Source organism: Streptomyces sp. NPDC021356, assembly GCF_040641015.1.
In the GTDB taxonomy this organism is placed as follows: Bacteria; Actinomycetota; Actinomycetes; order Streptomycetales; family Streptomycetaceae; genus Streptomyces.
This window is the reverse complement of sequence record NZ_JBFACU010000020.1, coordinates 131,666-147,517: the sequence shown is the minus strand read 5'-3', so window position 1 is coordinate 147,517 and position 15,852 is coordinate 131,666. Positions and strand designations below refer to the sequence as shown.

At 71.9% G+C, this 15,852-nt stretch carries 13 protein-coding genes; 9 read left to right on the top strand and 4 right to left on the bottom strand.

Annotated features, from left to right (window positions below):
- Positions 1-62 precede the first annotated feature (62 nt).
- The 3 genes from AB0G56_RS26270 to AB0G56_RS26260 form a co-directional block, all read right to left on the bottom strand.
- Positions 63-629 carry a hypothetical protein gene (locus tag AB0G56_RS26270; RefSeq protein WP_360973365.1) on the bottom strand — a complete coding sequence of 189 codons (567 nt, stop codon included), beginning with the start codon at positions 627-629 and terminating at the stop codon, positions 63-65.
- A gap of 111 nt (positions 630-740) precedes the next feature.
- The gene (locus tag AB0G56_RS26265) at positions 741-2,756 is read right to left on the bottom strand and encodes a HAMP domain-containing sensor histidine kinase (RefSeq protein WP_360973363.1); all 2,016 of its coding nucleotides are present in this window, start codon (positions 2,754-2,756) and stop codon (positions 741-743) included.
- Positions 2,749-3,513, bottom strand: a complete 765-nt coding sequence (locus tag AB0G56_RS26260; RefSeq protein ID WP_360973361.1) for a response regulator transcription factor — start codon at positions 3,511-3,513, stop codon at positions 2,749-2,751. Before AB0G56_RS26260 ends, AB0G56_RS26265 begins: the two co-directional genes overlap by 8 nt.
- Positions 3,514-3,636: 123 nt before the next feature.
- Here AB0G56_RS26260 and AB0G56_RS26255 point away from each other — a divergent pair, with 123 nt between their 5' ends.
- From AB0G56_RS26255 to AB0G56_RS26230, 6 genes are all read left to right on the top strand, one after another.
- On the top strand, positions 3,637-4,335 hold the full coding sequence (locus AB0G56_RS26255; RefSeq protein ID WP_360973359.1) for a hypothetical protein: 699 nt from the start codon (positions 3,637-3,639) through the stop codon (positions 4,333-4,335).
- Positions 4,336-4,429: 94 nt separating this feature from the next.
- On the top strand, positions 4,430-5,560 hold the full coding sequence (locus tag AB0G56_RS26250; protein ID WP_360973357.1) for a hypothetical protein: 1,131 nt from the start codon (positions 4,430-4,432) through the stop codon (positions 5,558-5,560).
- Between the two features lie 47 nt (positions 5,561-5,607).
- A complete protein-coding gene (locus AB0G56_RS26245; RefSeq protein ID WP_360973355.1) occupies positions 5,608-6,366 on the top strand; it encodes an ABC transporter ATP-binding protein in 759 nt (252 codons plus the stop codon).
- Entirely contained in the window at positions 6,363-7,625 is a 1,263-nt protein-coding gene (locus AB0G56_RS26240; protein ID WP_360973353.1) for an ABC transporter permease, read from the top strand. The genes AB0G56_RS26245 and AB0G56_RS26240 overlap by 4 nt, the downstream gene beginning before the upstream one ends.
- A gap of 210 nt (positions 7,626-7,835) precedes the next feature.
- A complete protein-coding gene (locus AB0G56_RS26235; protein WP_360973351.1) occupies positions 7,836-8,195 on the top strand; it encodes a peptidase inhibitor family I36 protein in 360 nt (119 codons plus the stop codon).
- Positions 8,196-8,204: 9 nt separating this feature from the next.
- Positions 8,205-9,137 (top strand): hypothetical protein, encoded by a 933-nt coding sequence (locus AB0G56_RS26230; RefSeq protein WP_360973349.1) that lies wholly within the window; start codon positions 8,205-8,207, stop codon positions 9,135-9,137.
- A 28-nt stretch (positions 9,138-9,165) separates the two neighbouring features.
- On the opposite strand, the gene AB0G56_RS26225 is transcribed toward AB0G56_RS26230, so the two are convergent.
- Complete coding sequence (locus AB0G56_RS26225; RefSeq protein WP_360973347.1) at positions 9,166-13,023, bottom strand: hypothetical protein; 3,858 nt, start codon at positions 13,021-13,023, stop codon at positions 9,166-9,168.
- 132 nt (positions 13,024-13,155) lie between these two features.
- Here AB0G56_RS26225 and AB0G56_RS26220 point away from each other — a divergent pair, with 132 nt between their 5' ends.
- From AB0G56_RS26220 to AB0G56_RS26210, 3 genes are all read left to right on the top strand, one after another.
- Positions 13,156-14,064 carry a peptidoglycan-binding protein gene (locus tag AB0G56_RS26220; RefSeq protein ID WP_360973345.1) on the top strand — a complete coding sequence of 303 codons (909 nt, stop codon included), beginning with the start codon at positions 13,156-13,158 and terminating at the stop codon, positions 14,062-14,064.
- A 133-nt stretch (positions 14,065-14,197) separates the two neighbouring features.
- Positions 14,198-15,463, top strand: coding sequence for a GH25 family lysozyme (locus tag AB0G56_RS26215; protein ID WP_360973343.1), 1,266 nt, complete (start codon positions 14,198-14,200; stop codon positions 15,461-15,463).
- 106 nt (positions 15,464-15,569) lie between these two features.
- A complete protein-coding gene (locus tag AB0G56_RS26210; RefSeq protein ID WP_360973341.1) occupies positions 15,570-15,713 on the top strand; it encodes a hypothetical protein in 144 nt (47 codons plus the stop codon).
- Positions 15,714-15,852: the final 139 nt, after the last annotated feature.

Genomic DNA, 15,852 nt, shown 5'->3' with positions numbered 1-15,852 from the left:
CGCCGCCCTCACAGCCCTCCAGGCTCGGGTTCAAGCCCTGAGTGGCGACCCCAGCAGCATGATCAAGACAACGTGTTAATGATCTGCAAGCCCTTGGGATAGTCCCAGGCGATGGACTGCAGATCGCCCATCCGCTCGAGGTCGGACTCGGCGAGTCTCGGCCAGCCGGCGTTCCGTCGGCCGGCGGCCAGCTCGGCGGCGGCGCGGGCGAATCCGGCCGCGGTGCGCGGGCAGAGCCACACCTCGGCCGCCCCGGCCGACGCGTCCCAGCCGTCGACGGTGTCGGCCGCGTACCCGTGCGCGGCGAGCAGCGGCAGCAGTCGCGTGATCTCCTCACACTTGGCGGCCAGGTGATCCTCCTCGGCACCGTCGAGACCCGCGGTGTCACCCTCTGCCAGGGCATCGGAGAGGTCGCCGAAGGTGTCCTCGCAGGGATGCCATCCGTGCTCGCACGACTGATCCCTGAAGGCGAGATCGGTGGCGGCCAACACCTGGGCGATGTCCGCGTGTTCCGTTTCCGGACCCGTCCGTGCGCCGTCCTGCCCGGCGAGTGAGACCAGCAGATCCGCCGTCCACAGCACTGCGGCACGGGGCGAATCGGGGAGCGTGGGCGGCATGATGCTGTTCATGTGTCTGGAGACGCGCACGTGCTCGTCGAAGTTCCTGCACCTCCGCGACTCGCCACCCCACCGGGCGCCGGCCGGGCGCCCGCGCCCTGCCGCGCGGAGGTATGCCCGCAGTCATGTCGTACCGGCCTGTCCCATCGGCGGGTTCGCCCCGGTGGCGGGCCCACGCTGCGGCAGGCGGAGGGTGAAGGTCGAGCCCGCGCCCGGCGTGCTGGTCGCGGTGACGGTTCCCTGGTGCGCCTCGGCCAGGCGGCGGACGATCGCCAGCCCCAGGCCGCTGCCGCCGCTTCGCCGGTTGCGGGACTTGTCCGCGCGCCAGAACCGGTCGAAGACATGCGGCAAGTCGCCGGCCGGGATTCCGGTGCCGCTGTCCGTCACGTCGATCACGACGGTGGCGGCCCCGGAGCCGTCGACCGCGCCGAGGCCGGCCTCGACGCGGGCGCTCAGCGTGACGGAGCCCCCGGCGGGCGTGTGGCGGATCGCGTTCGACACGAGGTTGCCGACCATCTGCCGTATCCGTACCGGGTCTGCCATGACCTGGACCGGTTCGCTCGCCACGGCGCGGAGGGTGACACCTGCTGCGGCGGCCGTGGCCTGGTTGGCCGTGGCGGTGGCCGACAGGAGTCCGGTGACCTGGACGGACTCGGGCGCCAGACGGAGTTCGTCGGCCTCTGCCGCCGAGAGGTCCCGCAGGTCGTCGATGATGTGCTGGAGCTGGAGGGCCTGCCCCAGCAGGGACGCCACCAACTCGGCATCGGGACGGGCGAGGCCGTCCTCCACGGCCTCCAGCCAGCCCCGGATGTTGCTCACCGGCGTACGCAGTTCATGAGCGATGTCGCTGGTCATGTTCCGTCGTACGGATTCCAGCCGTTCGCGGCGCAGCGACATCGCGTTGAAGGCGGCCGAGAGCCTTCCGATCTCGTCGTCCCCCCGGACCGGCACGCGTGTGGACAGCTCGCCGGCCTCCATCCGCATCGCCGCTGCGGTCAGCGTCCTCAGTGGCTTCACCAGGCGGATGCCGGCCAGAGTGGTCACGGCGACCGTCAGCACCAGCACGGCCGAGGCCCAGCCGGCGATACGGAGCCTGTTGGCGGCAGAGAGGTCGAAGAAGGTCGTCGCCGTGCGTCCGGGGCCGCTGATGTACATGAACGCGGCGGGGGCCACGTACGGCGCCAGCTGCTGACTGCGGCTCGTCGTCAGGCACGAGGTGACGGTCGAGGCCGGGGGCGCGTCGCGGGTCCGCGCCTCCCAGCTGCCGTCGACGGCCAGCGTCACCGCGCCCGCCTGCCGTCCGGCCAGACATGTGTTGACGAGTGTGGTCAACGCGCCCAGGGCTTCGGCCTCCGACGGTGTCGGCTCGGTGAGCGCCGTCGTGGGGCAGCGCTGGTCGCCGAGGATGGGCGCCCCGCCGGGACTGGGCACCACCACTCTGGGACGTCCGCTGGGCATCGTGCGCACATGTGCCTGGACGCCGCCGAGGTCGCGCAGGCAGGCGACCACCCGGGTGGCGATGGCCTCCAGCTTCTTGCTGTCTTCCCCGGACAGCTTGAAGGGGCCCACGGCCCGCGAGTCGATCAGCCCGGTGCCGGTGCCGGCGTCGTTGCCGGAGCCGTCGCCCGTGTTCCCGTCCTTGTTCTTGCTCAGTTCCGGGTCGACGGCCAGCGGGTCGACGACCGCGGTCGCCTTCTGCGGCGGCTGGAACGGGTGGTCCCGCTCGGCGGCCGAGTCCGCGAGGGGACGGCCGTCCTTGCCGAGGAGGACGATGCGGTGGCCGGTCGACTCGGCGAGCCGGTCCACGGAGGGCCGCACGCCGTTCCAGGCCGGATGAGTCGCGGCATAACCGAGGAGGGTGTCGTAGACGCGGGCGTCGTCGGCCAGCGCCTGGCCCCGCTCACGGCTGAGCGCGACGGCGGTGCTCTGCACCACCACCCATGCGGTGGCGGTGATCGAGCACACCGAGACGAGGGCCGAGACCGCCAGCAGACGCAGCAGCAGACTGCGCCGCACAGGCGCGGTCGAGACGGCGGGAGCGGCGGGAGCGGCGGGAGCGGCGGCAGCGGCAGGAGCGGCAGGAGCGGCGGGAGCGGTGGGGGTGGTGGAGGCGGCGGCCGTGGACCGGGCCCTACGCATGAGGGAGAACCTGCTGGTCGTCCACGAGCTTGTACCCCACCCCGTACACGGTCACCAGGGGCGAAAGGTGCTGTGCCACAGCGGGCTGTCGGCCCGTCAGGGCGTCCTTGATCTTTCGGCGCAGGTTCATGACGTGGACGTCGACCGTCCTCGGGGTGATGAACGGATCGGAGCCGTGCAGACGTTCGAGGATCTGGGCTCGTGACAGGACCTGCCCGGGGTGCTCGGCGAGCACGTCGAGGAGGCGGAACTCCCCCGGCGTACAGCGGATCGTGCGTCCGTACGCCCACACCTCGTGCCGGGCGCGGTCTACCGTCACCGGGCCGGCCCGCAGTACGGAGGAAGAGGGGGCCGCCCCCCGGCCGGCCACGCTGTCCGCGCCCCGGTCGCCGCGCCGGAGCAGGGACCGTATGCGCGCCATGAGTTCGCGCGGACTGAACGGCTTGGTCATGTAGTCGTCCGCGCCCAGATCCAGGCCGAGCAGGAGATCGTCCTCGGACGACCTGGCTGTCAGCATGAGCACGGGAAGGTCTGCGAGACGGGGTTCCGCCCGCAGGATGCGGCACACGTCGAGCCCGTCGATCCGCGGCATCATCACATCGAGGACCAGCAGGTCGGGGCGTCTGCTGCGCAGCAGGTCGAGAGCGGATCGGCCGTCGTGCACGAGGGCCACCACGTGCCCCTCGTGCTCCAGGTACCTGCGGATCAGCTCGGCCTGGTCGGCATCGTCCTCGGCTATCACTACTTCTGCGCACATGGCGTCAGTCTAGGAACGGGAACAGCGGTGTTCTGTTCGTCCAGACGCCCTTCCCCGGCAGGAACACCGGACCACTGTCAGTCCCTGACGTTTGCCTGACATTCCTTGCGCACGCTGTCCGGCATGCAGCACAAGCACTCAGCCCTGCAGTCGTCCACGCGGTCGTCCACGCGGTCGTCCCTGCGCTCGTCCACGTACTCGTCCCGTTTCCTTGCCGTCCTCGGCCTGGCTGTCGCCGCCGGAATGACGCTGACCGCGTGCGGCGGCGGTGACGGCTCCGGGAGAGGTTCGGGCAGGGGTGTCGACACCTTGCAGTCGGGCGCGCCGACGGACGCGAAGAAGGCGCCGAAGGGCGGCCCGCACGACTCGGCCGTGGAAGCCGAACGCCCTCAACTGAGGCTGGACACCTCACTGGAGGAGGATCAGCGCCTCACGGACGCCTACAACGCGTGCCTCCAGGCGCACGGCGTGCCGATGAACACCGAGCGGGCGGCCGCGGCCGGCGCCAAGCAGGCAGCGCCCGAAGTGAGCGAGAAGGACTCCTCCAAGTACCAGGCCGCTTACGACGCCTGCCTGGTCAAGCTGCCGCGCCGGCCTCCCGAGACCAGCCCCGAGAGCAACGCGCACTACGCGGACGACTACCGCGCCTACGTCAAGTGCCTCCAGCACCGGGGCATGAAGATCCACCTGATCCCCGACACCAGCGTGTACCCGGACGGTCTGGGCTGGACCTACGACGACGACACCACGGGCAGCCTTCCCGAGTCCAAGGCCACCGAGGCCGACCGTGCCTGTTCGCTGGAGGCGTTCGGTGGCAAGTAGCGGCTGGACGGCGGAACGTGGTGCGCCCGCGAGCGACGGTTCGCCGACGAGCGGGCGGCCGTCCCGCAAGCGCCCGCGACGGGCTCTGCGCAGGATGAGCGCGGTCGCGGCCGTGCTCGCGGTCGCCGCGGGCGGCGTCTACGGGGCGACGGCGCTCTCGGACCACGGCAAGCGGCAGCGGCCCGGCCCCGCAGCCGCTCCCTCCACCCGGACCACCGAGGTGAAGCGAGCGGACCTGAGCGACTCCCGGACCCTCCCCGGTGTGCTCGGCTTCGGCGGCCAGGTCACGGTCAAGGGCCCCGGGAAGGGCGTGATCAGCAGACTCCCCGCCTCCGGCTACGCCGCGTCCCGGGGCAAGCCCTTGTACTGGATCGACGACGAGCCGGTCACGGTGTTCTTCGGCGACACCCCGTTCTTCCGCCCGCTGGACAAGGCGGGCACGACCGGACGGGACGTGACCGTCCTGGTCGAGAACCTGCGGGCCCTCGGCTACGACATCGGTCCCCGGCCCCGGCAGGTCCCGGAGGTCCCCGCGGGCGGCGGAACGGGCAGCGGGGCGAACAACGGAACGGGCACCGGCGCGGGTGGCGTCGGCACCGAACTGACCACCGGAGTACTCGCAGCGCTCAAGCGCTGGCAGCACGACACCGGCCGGAAGGCGACCGGAACGCTTGACCCGGACCGGACCCTGGTTCTGCCCGGGCCCTCGCGCGTCGACGCCGTCACGGCGCAGCTCGGTGACCAGGCCGCCGAAAACGTCCTCACCCTCACCTCGCAGGAGAAGACGGTCACGGTGAAGGCCGACGTGAACAGCGCCCACTCCATCCACAAGGGCGACAAGGTCACCATCACCCTGCCCGACGACAAGGACGTCCCCGGCCAGGTCTCGTCGGTCAGCACCATGGTGCAGGGCGGCCCCGACAGCGACGCGGGCGGCGGTGTCGAAACGCCCCCCACGCTCCAGGTGAAAGTGCGGCCCACGCACAGCGCCGACGTCGCCGAGATCGACGCGGCGTCCGTACAGGTCGTCTTCACGGGCGAGACCAGGAAGGGCGTGCTCGTGGTCCCGGTGGGCGCGCTCCTCGCGTTGAGCGAGGGCGGTTACGCGTTGCAGCGCCCCGGCGGGAAGCTGGTCAGGGCTGAGACCGGATTGTTCGCCAAGGGGCTCGTGGAGGTCAGCGGTGCCGGCGTCGAGGAGGGCGACGTGGTGGTGACGGCGTCATGACCGGACGGCGCCCCGGCCCACCGGAAACACCGCACGATCCGCCCAGGATGCCGACCACCGCGCAGGCACGGTGGCGCACCCCGCCGAACCCGCCCGGCGACCCGGGCGCCGCCGTCCTCGCCGTCCAGAACGTCCGCAAGGTCTACGCGGGAGGCGTCACCGCCCTCGACAACGTGTCCCTGACCATCCGGTCGGGCGAGTTGCTGGCGATCGTCGGCCGCTCCGGCTCCGGCAAATCCACCTTGCTGAACATCATGGGCACCCTCTCCATGCCGACCAGCGGCACCGTCCGGATCGGCGGCCGGAACGCGGCACGGCTGTCCGACCGGGAACTGTCCGCCCTGCGCGGACGCCGGCTGGGGTTCGTCTTCCAGCACTTCCACCTCACGGACGGCCTCACGGCCGAGGAGAACGTCGCCACGGGACTGCTCTACGCGGGCGTGCCACGCCGCCGGCGACGGCCGATGGCCGTGGCCGCCCTCGGCCGTGTCGGTCTCGCCCACCGCACCCGCCATCTGCCGCACCAGCTCTCCGGCGGCGAACGCCAGCGGGTGGCCATCGCCCGGGCCTTGGTCAACGAGCCCGCGGTGGTCCTCGCCGACGAGCCGACCGGTGCCCTCGACACCGCGAACGGACAGTCCGTGCTCCACCTCCTCACCCAGCTGAACAGCGAGGGCACCACCATCGCCGTCATCACGCACGATCGGGACATCGCGGCACGCCTGCCCCGCCGGATCGAGATGCGGGACGGGCACGTCGTCACCGACACGCACGACGAGGCACCGGCGGCCGGGGGCGGCGCGTGACCCGCCGTACGGCTCCTCCCGGAAGCGACCGCCGCGTGGACGCGGGCGCCAGGCGCCGCGACCCGGCCCGCCCCGTACGGCTGGCGCCGGCGGACGTGCTGCTGCTCGGACTCCTCGGCATCCGTATCCGCCGGATGAGGGCCGCTCTGTCCGCACTCGGTATCTCGATCGGCATCCTCACGCTCGTCCTGGTCACGGGGATCCCGGCGTCGAGCCGGGCCGCCCTCGACGAGCAACTGGCCGCGCTGGGCACGAACCTGCTCAGAGCCCAGCCGCAGCCCAACCAGAATCCCCCGGTGCTGCTGCCGCCGGAGGCGGCGGGAATGGCCGCCAGGATCGGCCCGGTGAGCCGCACGAGTGCCGTCGCCAACACGCACGCGATCGTCCGGCGCTCCGACCGGACCGACCCCGACGACGGACTCGGGCTCACCGTGCTCGCCAGTCAGGACGACCTGCTGCCCGCGGTGAACGGCGAAGTGGCCTCCGGCCGTTTCCTCAGCCCCTCCACCGACCGGCTGCCCACCGTCGTACTCGGCCACCAGGCCGCCGCCCGGCTCGGCATTCCCGGCATCGTCCCGGGACAGGAGGGCCCGCAGGTCATCATCGACCGGACGTGGTTCACGGTCATCGGCGTCCTCGAACCGATGCCGCTCGCCGAGGACCTCGACCGCTCCGTCCTGGTGGGCTGGCGGGCGGCGGAACGGGAACTCGCCTTCGACGGACACCCCACGGTCGTCTACGTACGGGCCGACGAGGACGCCATGGAGGCCGTGGCCGACGTCCTGCCCGCCACCCTCGACCCGCAGCTGCCCGGGCTGGTGCAGGTCAGCCGTCCGTCCGACGCCCTGGCGGCCAAACGTATGGCCAACAGCACGTTCTCGGCCCTCTTCCTGGGGCTGTCGGGAGTGGCCCTGCTGGTCGGTGGCATCGGGGTCGCCAACACCATGTACATCTCCGTCCTGGAGCGGCGCAGCGAGATCGGTCTCCGGCGGGCACTGGGAGCCAACCGCAGACAGATAAGGGGCCAGTTCATGACGGAGTCCGTGGTGCTCTCCCTGTTCGGCGGTGCGGTGGGAACGGCGATCGGCGCACTGGCCACGGTCGCCTACGTGACGTACCAGGGCTGGCCACCGGTGATCCCGGTGACCGCTGTGGCCATGGGAACGGGCGGAGCGACGGCCATCGGCGTCCTGGCGGGCGTGTACCCGTCCGTACGCGCCGCCCGCCTGGCGCCGACGGAGGCCCTGAGCACCTCGTGATCCGTGAGCCGTCGCCGACGCGGCGTGCGGGTGGCCGAAGCCGCCACGGCCGCCTGCTCCTCGCCGTTGTCCGGAGCGCGTTGTCAGACACGTCGGCACCGACACCGGACAACCGGAAGCGGGTGTGATGAAGACGCACCCCCCGGGTCACGGACAGCGACTCGGCGAGGGCGGGGACATGGCCCCGAGCACAGGACAGAAAGGCACACAGTGAAGAGGACACTCGCGATCGCGGCGCTGCTGGCACTCACCGGCGCGGGCCTGGCCACGGCATCCGGAGAAGCCGTGGCGGACAGCTGCCCGAGTGGCGCCGCCTGCGCCTACGCGGCCACCAACTGGTCCGGCAAGGCCTACCCCGTCTACGAGGACAACAACAGCCTCACCGGTTTCTACGGCTGGACCCACGCGGAGTCGATCTACAACAACGGGAAGTCCTGCAACGTCTACATCTTCTCCGAGACCAACCGCCACGGCACCCGGTACCCGCTGAACCGCGGCACCGGCTGGAAGAGCGTCTCGGGGTCGGCGCTCTGGCACCACGCGTACTCCAACCAGTGGTACGGCTGCTGAGGATCCGCCATGAAACGCACAGCGGTCTGGTGCGCCCTCCTGGTCGCCGGATCGATGCTGGCCGGCTGTGGCAACACGGCCGGCCAGGCCGGTCAGCGCCTCTATCCCTTCGACTCGGCCGTCTACTTCGACGCGAAAGAGCAGGCCTTGCTGAACGCTGCCCAGGAGGCCGCGGTCCAGCGGTGCATGCGTCAGCGCGGCTTCACCTACCAGCCCGCTAGGGCCGCTCCCGCACAGGACGCGGAACCGGACAACCCTTACGGACTGCTCAGCAAGGAAGCGGCCGGCACGGACGGCTACGGCATCACCTCGCGCCTCGTGTCGGAGCGGCCACCCGCGACCCCAGGAGGTGAGGCCCCCGGGAAGGAGCCCTTGGGGGGTGCCGGGAACCCGCACACGACACAGGCGTGGAACGACGCGCTGGTGGGAACGCGCCGGGGCCGACGAGTGCTCAAGCTGCCCGGCGGCGACGAGGTGACCGTCGCCGTCGACGGATGCGTCGCCCTCTCCCGGCGCGAGGTGTTCGGTGCCGACTGGGATGACGTCTACTACCTGTTCCAGGAGTTGAGCAACCAGGTCATCGAGCGCACCGACGCGGACCACGCCGTCCGTGCGGCCCTGCGGGAGTGGTCTCGCTGCATGGCGCGAGCCTCACGCCCCGGAATCGCCTCACCCGATGACGCCGAGGCGGCCGTCACCCAGCACGTGCAGTCCGCCGGCCGCACGGCAGCCGGCGTGCGCGCGGCAGCGCGGTACGAGATCGGGACGGCCGTCCAGGACGCCGCCTGCCAGCAACAGGCCGGGCTGCGTACCGTTTTCCGGACCGCCCAGCAGCAGGCCGAGGAACACGTCGGGGCCCGGTACTCCCGCGAGCTCGACCACCTCGTGGAGATGCGCGACCGTGCCCTCGAAAGGGCGGCGGCCGAAGTGCCTTCCCGCTGAGCCGGCCCGGCCCCGGTGCCGTCCCGGATCAGCCGCAGACATCCTGGTACGGCATCGCGGAGACGTAGTGGCTCCACGCCTGGCGCGTGAGGGCGCCGGTCGTGGTGGCACAGATCCGGTGGATGGCGCCCGCGGTTGCCAAGGAGTGGAGCTGGACGGTGTGGTCGTCGCCCGCGCTGGCGAGGGTGCGGCCGTCCGGGCTCAGGACCGCCTGGTCGACGGGTCCGGTGTGGCCGGCCACGGGGCCGCCCGAGGCCGTCGGCGCGGTGGGGTCGGCGACGTCCCACAACCGGACGGTGCCGTCGTCTCCGCTGCTGACGAGCGTCCGGCCGTCGTGGCTGAACGCCACGGACAGCACGAAGCTGGTGTGTCCGGTCAGTGGCGTGGCCAGGGCGGCGGGACGGCGGGGGTCGCGCACGTTCCACAGCCGCACGGTGTGGTCGTCGTTGGCGGTGGCGAGGGTGTTGCCGTCGGGGCTGAAGGCCGCCGCCCCCACTCCGCCGGTGTGCGCGGCCAGCGGCGGGCACCACTGCTCGGGGTGGGCGGGGTCGGTGATGTTCCACAGGCGGGTGGTGTCGTCGGCTCCCGCGCTTGCCAGGGTGTGGCCGTCCGGGCTGAAGGCCAGCGCTCGTACGGTATCCGTGTGTGCGGTGATCGGGGTGCCGATCTCCCGGAGCCCGGCGGGGTCGGTGACGTCCCACAGCCGCACCATGTGGTCGTGTCCGGCGCTGGCCAGGACGCGGCCGTTCGGGCTGAAGACGGCCGTGCTGACGGCGGCGCGGCCCGGACCGGCGGCCCGCTCGCCCAGCTCCGGCGCGTGGGCGGGGTCGGTGACGTCCCACAGACGTAGCGTGCCGTCGCGACCGGCGCTGGCCAGGAGGCGGCCGTCGCGGCTGAAGGTGAGCATGTTCACGGCTTTGGCATTGCCGAGCAGCGGGTCGCCCAGGGGCGCCGGCCGGCTGGGGTCGGCGGTGTTCCACAGCCGGATCGCCCCATCGGTGGCACCGGCGGCCAGCACGCGGCCATCGGGGCTGAAGGCGACGGTGTTCTCATAACTGGGGGTGGGCAGCACGGTCCGGGGCAGGTCCCACAGCCGTACGGTGGTGTCGGCGCTGACGCTGGCCAGCGAGTGGCCGTCGGGGCTGAAGGCGAGCCACCACACGTATCCGGTGTGGCCGGTGAGGGGCGGGCACAGGGCGACGGGGGCCGAGGGGCCGGTGACGTTCCACAGCCGGACTGTCTGGTCGGCGCCCGCGGTGGCCAGGACCTTCCCGTCGGGGCTGAAGGCCACGGCGTAGATCGTGTTGGTCGCGGCGTCAGGAATCGTGCTCAGAGCGACGGGGTTCGCCGGGTCGGCCACGTTCCACAGGCGCACGGTGAAGTCGTTCCCGACGCTCGCCATGATCCGGCTGTCCCTGCTGAAGGCGACCGCGTAGACGGTGTCCGTGTGGCCGCGCAGCGGGTGTCCCCAGGGTGACGGATTCGCGGGGTCGGTGACGTTCCACAGCTGGACGGTGTGGTCGTGGCCGGCGCTGGCCAGGGTGCGGCCGTCGGGGCTGTAGGCGGCCGAGGCGATGGCGCCCTTCTGGCGGCGCAGGGGCTTGCCGAGCTCGGCCGGGTGGGCGGGGTCCGCGATGTTCCACTGCCGTACGGTGCCGTCGTCGCCCGCGCTGGCCAGGGTGCGGCCGTCCGGGCTGAAGGACACCGAGAAGACGATGCCCGTGTGTCCGCGGAGCGCGGGCCGTGCCGTCGGGTGCTTCGGGTCGGTGAGGTTCCACAGCCGCACGGTGTGGTCGCGGCCGGCGGCGGCCAGGGTGCGGCCGTCCGGGCTGAAGGACAGCCACATGACGCCGCCGGCGCGGGCACGGACCGGGTCGCCCAGTGGTGCCGGGTGATCAGGGTCGGGGACGTTCCACAGCCTGATGGTGTCGTCCTTGCCGGCGGTGGCCATCACGTGGCCCCGTGGGCTGAAGGCGACTGCGTAGACGCTCGCCGTGTGCCCGGTCAGGGGGGTCGACAGTGGTGCGCTCCCGGTGCCCAGCAGGTCGGTCGCGAGGCGTCTGGTGGGGTGGATCCGGTAGCCGGCGACGTCCAGCCGGGCGGCGAGCGACTGATCGGTGCCGCGTAACTGCTCGGCCTGGGCCTGTACTTCGCCCGAGACGGCGCTGTCGCGCTCGGACCTGGCGGTCGACCGCTGCTGGAGTGCGATCCCCGCGGCGGCCACGGCGAGTACGGTCAGCAGCGAGAGCGCGACGACCGCGGCGCGGCGCCGGCGCAGGCCCCGGTCCTGGTGCCGGGCGGAGGCCGCCAGGAAGTCCTGCGCCCGCCTGCTCAACCGCCCGTCGGCCAGGTGTGCTTGGGCCCATTGCTGGGCGGCGGCAAGCCGGGACCCCCGGTACAGCGCGCTCGTGTCACGCTGTTCGCGGTCCCAGGCCAGGGCCGCGTCGGTGAGTTGCTGCTGGACGAGCAGGCCCGCCCGGTCCTCGCTGATCCAGCCGCTGAGCCGAGGCCACGCCTGGAGCAGTGCCTCGTGGGTGATGTCCACGCTGTCGGTGTCGAGGGTGATGAGCCTGGCCTGGGCCAGTGCGTCCAGGACGGTGTCGGCGCTGGGGTCGAGTTCGTCCCTGGCCACCCGGCGCTTGGAGTCTGCGGTGCCGTCGTTGAGGGACACCAGCCGCAGGAAGATGCCGCGCGCCAGGCGTTGCTGCGGCTCGGTGAGGCTGCTGTAGACGGTCTCGGCGGTGTTGGCCAAGGCATGTGCGATGCCGCCGGCCGATTCGTATCCGCTCACGGTCAGGGTGTTGCCGCGGCGACGGCGCCAGGTTTCGCGCATCGCGTGGGAGACCAGGGGGAGGGCGCCGGCCTGCCCGGTGGCCTCGGCCACCACCCGGGCGAGCAGGGGCCCCTCGACGGTGCACTCCGTGTGGACTGCGGGCTGGGTGATGGCCCGGCGCAGCTCCTCGGTGGTCATCGGACCGACGAGCAGTTGTGAGTCCTGGATCGCGTCCACGAGGTCGGGGTGCTGCGAGCAGGCGGCATAGAAGTCCGCCCGCACGCCGAGAACGACGCGTGTCCGGCTGTTGGCCGCGCCTGCCGCGCAGAGCAGTGCGGCGATGAAGGCGGACCGTTCGTCCGCGTCGGCGCAGAGGGTGAACAGCTCCTCGAACTGGTCTACCACCAGCAGAAGTTCGGCTTCCGGCGACTGCTGCGCGAGGAACTGGAGCAAGGACAGATGCAGGGCCCGCGGGCCGGACCGCAAGTCGTCGTGGAGGGTGACGGCGGAGGAGCCGGTGAGGGCGGCGAGTCGTGCCGCGCACTCCTCGAAGGGGTGCGGGCCCGGGGTCAGGACGATCGCAGTCCACGGCGCCGGCCTGCCGGACACCCGCGGGATCAGGCCGGCCCGCAGGAGGGACGACTTCCCGGATCCCGAGGCGCCGAACACCGCCACGAACCTGTTGCCGCGGACGCGGGTCTCCAGGTCGTCGGTGAGCCGTTCGCGTCCGAAGAACCGTGCGGCGTCACTCTCTTCGAAGGGGCTGAGCCCCGCGTAGGGGCAGTCGTCGTTCCCCTCGTCCGCGTCCAGGACCGTGTCTGCCCGGGCCAGCTCGGCCGAGAGGCTGTTCCAGCGCTGCTCCCACTCCGCCGTGTCGCCGCCGCACGCGCGGACGTAGGCGAGGGTGACCGGCAGGCTCGGCAGCTTCCGGCCGGAGGCGGCGTCGGCGAGGGTGGTCGAGGAGTAGTGCGCGGCGCGGGCGAGCTTGCGGTAGGGCGGGGCGCCGGCCTTGTCCCTGAGCTTCCGCAAGTCTGCCGCGAACCTGACCAGCTCGCTGTCTTCGTCGTCCAACGGCCGCTCGCTGCGGGGCACCGTCGCCTCCCGTTCGTCCACGCGAAGTCCTCATTGTGCGGAGCCTGTTGTCCGGCGTCCAGGGACCGACAGCGGACAACGCCTTTCCTTTACAAACGAGCCACTGCCGCATTCACGCGGTGGTGACCACACGAAGGAGAAGGACTCGCGACCATGAGCAGCGATGTGAAGCATGCCGCACCACTTCGCAGGAGAAGGGCCGTACTCGGCGCTCTCGCGGCCGTACTCGTCTCCGGCGCGGTGCTGGCCGGGCCCACCGCGGCGTCGGCGGACTCGGCCGATGTCAAGCTGGGGCAGGCCGACCTGAACGGGCTGGCGTACGACGCCGGCACCGTCGACGGCGTCAGCGGACCGCAGACCGAGGCAGCGGCGGAGTCCTTCCAGTCCGACCGGTGCCTGAGCGTCGACGGGATCATCGGCACCCGGACGCTCGGCGAACTGGAAACCGTCGTCAAGGAGGTCCAGAGCAAGGCCGGGGTCAGCCCGGACGGCGACTACGGAAGCGGTACCACGACCGCCGTCAAGAACTACCAGAGCGCTCACCAGCTCACCGCGGACGGCATCGCCGGACCGGCCACCATGAAGTCGATGGGCATCACCCGGCTCGTCGCGGGCTGCCACACCACCGACGCGCAGCGCAGCAAGATCGTCAGCGTGGCCAAGAGCCAGCTCGGCGTGCGGGCCGACTCCGGCAACTGCGTCCCCGGCAAGCCGTACAGCATCTGTGCGGACTGGTGCGCCGCCTTCGCAACCTGGGTGTGGCGCGACGCCGGGCAGAGCATCCCGTTCATGACGTACGTGCCCGACGTGTACGACTGGGCGGTCAGCCACGGCCGCTGGTACGGCACCAGCCAACTGCACGCGGCGCTCCCCGGCGACATGATCATCTTCGGCACCGCCACCAACCGGTACCACATCGGGATCGTCGACCACGTCAGCGGATCGACCGTCTACGTGATCTCGGGCAACACCTCCAACCCGGCCAACTCCAGCCAGATCGGCGTCTACGACAAGAGCTACCCGCTGTCGAGCTCCGTCTTCTACGGGCTGGTCCGGCCCTAGCCGTACCGCCCTGCGCCCCTGCCGGTCACCGGCAGGGGCGCTCGCCTTCCGGCCGGTGCCGCGATCACGCGTACACGGGTGCCTGGCGGCGCCGGCCGGCCCCGCACCGACCTTCGAGAACGGAGCACCACCGATGAACAGAAGCCTGGCCACCGCCGTCACACTCGGCCTCACCGTGCTGGCCGCATCGGCCGGTCTGCCGCACGACGCGGCCCGCGCGGCAGCGGGCCCGGCGGCGGTCCGCCCCTGGCACGAGGACGCCGACCACATGGGATCGGGGCTCACCGCCCGCATGCCGGCCGGGGCCGTTCACGACTCCGCCTCCGCGGCTGCTCCCCAGGTCGCCGGAACGCTGAAAGGCCTCGACGTCAGCGCGTTCCAAGCGAACATCGACTGGCCGTCGGTGGCATCGAAAGGCGCGTCCTTCGCCTACGTCAAGGCGACAGAGGGCGTGAACTACACCAGCAGCCGGTTCACCCAGCAGTACACCGGGTCCGCGGCGGCGGGCCTGGTCCGCGGCGCCTACCACTTCGCCCTGCCCGACACCGCCGGCGGCAGCGCCCAGGCCGACTACTTCGTCGCCCACGGCGGCGGCTGGTCCGACGACGGCAAGACCCTCCCCGGCGCGCTCGACATCGAGTACAACCCCTACGGAGCCACCTGCTACGGCCTCAGCCAGAGCGCGATGGTCTCCTGGATCACCGCCTTCAGCACCGAGTACCACACCAGGACCGGCCGCTACCCGATCGTCTACTCCACGCGGGACTGGTGGTCGACCTGCACCGGCGACTCCGCCGTGCCCGGCCGGCTCGACCCCCTGTGGATCGCCGGCTACGGCGGTTCGCCCACCCCGCTGCCAGGCGGCTGGAGCACCTACACGATCTGGCAGAACGCCGACAGCGGCACCTTCCCCGGCGACCAGGACGTCTTCAACGGCACCACCGCGGACCTCAAGACCTTCGCCCACGGCCCCTACACCCCGCCCCCGCCGCCCCCGGGCAGCGGCTGGCCCGTCGTCTCACAGGGCGCGACCGGCCACAGCACCACAGCCATCCAGTACCTGCTCGACGCCCACGGCTCCACTCTCACGGCGGACGGCGACTTCGGCCCGGCGACGCGGAGCGCGGTGGTCGCCTTCCAGAAGGGCAAGGGCCTGACAGCCGACGGCATCGTCGGTCCCAGCACCTGGCAGGCGCTCATCACAACCGTGGAGGAGGGCGACAGCGGACCGGCCGTGAAAGCCGTCCAGGACGCACTGGCCGCGCACGGCCACCCCGTCACCGTGGACGGCGACTTCGGTCCGGCGACGCGGAGTGCGGTGGTCGCCTTCCAGAAGGGCAAGGGCCTGGCCGCCGACGGCATCGTCGGCCCGAACACCTGGGAAGCCCTCGTCTCCTGACCGCCCACCGAAACCGTTCGACGTGCGGGTTCCGTCCGCAACGCGCCCGAGCACCTGCGAACCCACGCTGTCGGCCCCGGCCGGTTCCCCGCACATCGCGCAGGGAATGGGAACACCCCGGGTCCTGGCCGGGACCCGGACCACCTCACCGCCGTCCGCCACATCACCGGCTGGCGACGCGCTCTTCGCCGTCCTGGCCCTGCTGCTCGCCGGTCTGTGCTTCTGGCGGATCGGCGGCCGACTCGCCTGACGCGAGTGGGCTCCCGAGCCTCCCGCTGTCCGGACCGGCGGAGCGACCGGCCTGCGGGCCGGCGTTCCCCGAAGGGCGCCGCGGACAGGCGAGGGCGTCCGGGGTCCTGGGGCGCCGACCCGCACACGCGGGTCGATCG

What these genes read in the sequence shown, in the direction of transcription:
- AB0G56_RS26270 (WP_360973365.1), bottom strand. Translation starts at nt 629, where the DNA reads ATGAACAGCATCATGCCGCCCACGCTCCCCGATTCGCCCCGTGCCGCA.
- AB0G56_RS26265 (WP_360973363.1), bottom strand. Translation starts at nt 2,756, where the DNA reads ATGCGTAGGGCCCGGTCCACGGCCGCCGCCTCCACCACCCCCACCGCT.
- AB0G56_RS26260 (WP_360973361.1), bottom strand. Translation starts at nt 3,513, where the DNA reads ATGTGCGCAGAAGTAGTGATAGCCGAGGACGATGCCGACCAGGCCGAG.
- AB0G56_RS26255 (WP_360973359.1), top strand. Translation starts at nt 3,637, where the DNA reads ATGCAGCACAAGCACTCAGCCCTGCAGTCGTCCACGCGGTCGTCCACG.
- AB0G56_RS26250 (WP_360973357.1), top strand. Translation starts at nt 4,430, where the DNA reads ATGAGCGCGGTCGCGGCCGTGCTCGCGGTCGCCGCGGGCGGCGTCTAC.
- AB0G56_RS26245 (WP_360973355.1), top strand. Translation starts at nt 5,608, where the DNA reads ATGCCGACCACCGCGCAGGCACGGTGGCGCACCCCGCCGAACCCGCCC.
- AB0G56_RS26230 (WP_360973349.1), top strand. Translation starts at nt 8,205, where the DNA reads ATGAAACGCACAGCGGTCTGGTGCGCCCTCCTGGTCGCCGGATCGATG.
- AB0G56_RS26220 (WP_360973345.1), top strand. Translation starts at nt 13,156, where the DNA reads ATGAGCAGCGATGTGAAGCATGCCGCACCACTTCGCAGGAGAAGGGCC.
- AB0G56_RS26215 (WP_360973343.1), top strand. Translation starts at nt 14,198, where the DNA reads ATGAACAGAAGCCTGGCCACCGCCGTCACACTCGGCCTCACCGTGCTG.
- AB0G56_RS26210 (WP_360973341.1), top strand. Translation starts at nt 15,570, where the DNA reads ATGGGAACACCCCGGGTCCTGGCCGGGACCCGGACCACCTCACCGCCG.